This is a genomic window from Streptomyces sp. NPDC059456, assembly GCF_042750055.1.
GTDB lineage: Bacteria > Actinomycetota > Actinomycetes > Streptomycetales > Streptomycetaceae > Streptomyces.
This window is the reverse complement of record NZ_JBHYVA010001109.1, coordinates 1-1,394: the sequence shown is the minus strand read 5'-3', so window position 1 is coordinate 1,394 and position 1,394 is coordinate 1. Positions and strand designations below refer to the sequence as shown.

Genomic DNA, 1,394 nt, shown 5'->3' with positions numbered 1-1,394 from the left:
GCCGATCGGACGTCCCTGCCGGCGTCAGACGCCGGAGGTGCCCGCCAGCGGCATCGAGGCCGCCACGAGCTTGCCGCCGGCGGCGGCCTTGTCCAGGGCGTCGCGCAGCAGGTCCTCGCGGGGCTGCTGACCGATGGAGCCGACCGGCGCGGCGTAGATCAGCACGCGCTGGGTCTTGTTGACGGCGGCCCGCCAGCCGTCGGTGACCGACAGCGCCTGGTGCGCCTGCCACCAGGCGACCTGGCCGCCGCCCTCGGCGCCGGGCTGGAGCACGGCGTGCAGCTGGCCCGCGGCGAGCAGCACGGACCAGCCGCCGAGCGGGGAGGGCAGCTCGGCGGTGTCGGTGACCGGGATGAAGCCCTGCTCGATGAGGAGCGGCAGGAAGTCGTCGCCGGGACCGGTGGTGCCGGGGCGGGCGATCGGTGCGGTCGGCTCCACGACGAGGGCGGGGTGCAGCTCGCCGCCGATCAGGACCAGCCCGCTGGTGATGCCGAGGACTGCCTGGCCGCCGGGCACGTTCTGCGGGGCGTTGCCGCCGGCCGGGCCGTCGCCGGTGATGCTGCGGACCGCGCCCTGGAGCTGCTCCTCGGAGACGGTCACCACCTGCGAGGGGATGCAGCCGGCGTGGGCGAAGGCGAGGACGGCCGTCTCCTCGCCGACGAACAGCACCGTGCTGGTGCGGTCGGTCTCGGGGTCCCCGGGGGTGCGGCAGGAGGTGCAGTCGTAGCTGCGCGGTGCGTCGTCGCCGGTGAGCAGCCTCTCGGCTTCTTCGTCACCGATCTCGGCACGTACCTCATCACTGACGTCGAGCATGCGGGGCACGGGCTGGCTCCTCGGACTAGGCGAACGCGGGCCGGGCGGTTCCCGGCACGCCGGGCTCAACGGTCGAGCGGCGGCCGGGGTCACGCCGTTGGAGGGAACGGAATCGAACCGGGCCCCCGGAGGGGTGAACGGTCGGACCGGGGCTTTGTTTTCGTGCCAACTGTTTTTTGCATGCGCCCAGTTGGTGGTCGTTCCTGGCCGCTTCCGGCAGGGGTGGCGGCTCGGCCGACCGGGTGTCGCGCGGGGCGCGCCGCGTGGCGGGCCCGGCGGGCGCCACGGCGCTGCGTAGCGTGACGCGATGCCCGACCTCCGGATCCGGTGGGCCGCTGTCGCGGCCGCCGTTGCCGCTGCCGCGCCGGCCCTCGTCCTCGTACTCCCGTCGGGGGCCGGCGCGGCTCCGCCGCCGCCCGCGCCGGGGCCCGTGGGGGCGGCCCACCCCGGCTCGCCCGGGATCATCGGGACCGGCCCCGGGGACTGCGGGCCGGGCGGGGAGTGGCACTGGGACTGAGTGGCCGACTGCGAGAGCTGCGTGCTCTGGTCGGTCAACACCGGCATAGGATTCTACGGGGGCC

The 1,394-nt window shown here is 75.3% G+C and carries 2 protein-coding genes; one reads left to right on the top strand and one right to left on the bottom strand.

What is annotated here, in order from left to right:
• Positions 1-24: 24 nt before the first annotated feature.
• Entirely contained in the window at positions 25-822 is a 798-nt protein-coding gene (locus ACFXA3_RS42535) for a hypothetical protein (RefSeq protein ID WP_385196901.1), read from the bottom strand.
• A 298-nt stretch (positions 823-1,120) separates the two neighbouring features.
• Between ACFXA3_RS42535 and ACFXA3_RS42530 the strand changes: the two genes are divergently transcribed.
• Positions 1,121-1,330: a hypothetical protein gene (locus tag ACFXA3_RS42530; RefSeq protein WP_385196899.1), complete on the top strand. Its 210-nt coding sequence runs from the start codon at positions 1,121-1,123 to the stop codon at positions 1,328-1,330.
• Positions 1,331-1,394 lie beyond the last annotated feature (64 nt).

What these genes read in the sequence shown, in the direction of transcription:
- ACFXA3_RS42530 (WP_385196899.1), top strand. Translation starts at nt 1,121, where the DNA reads ATGCCCGACCTCCGGATCCGGTGGGCCGCTGTCGCGGCCGCCGTTGCC.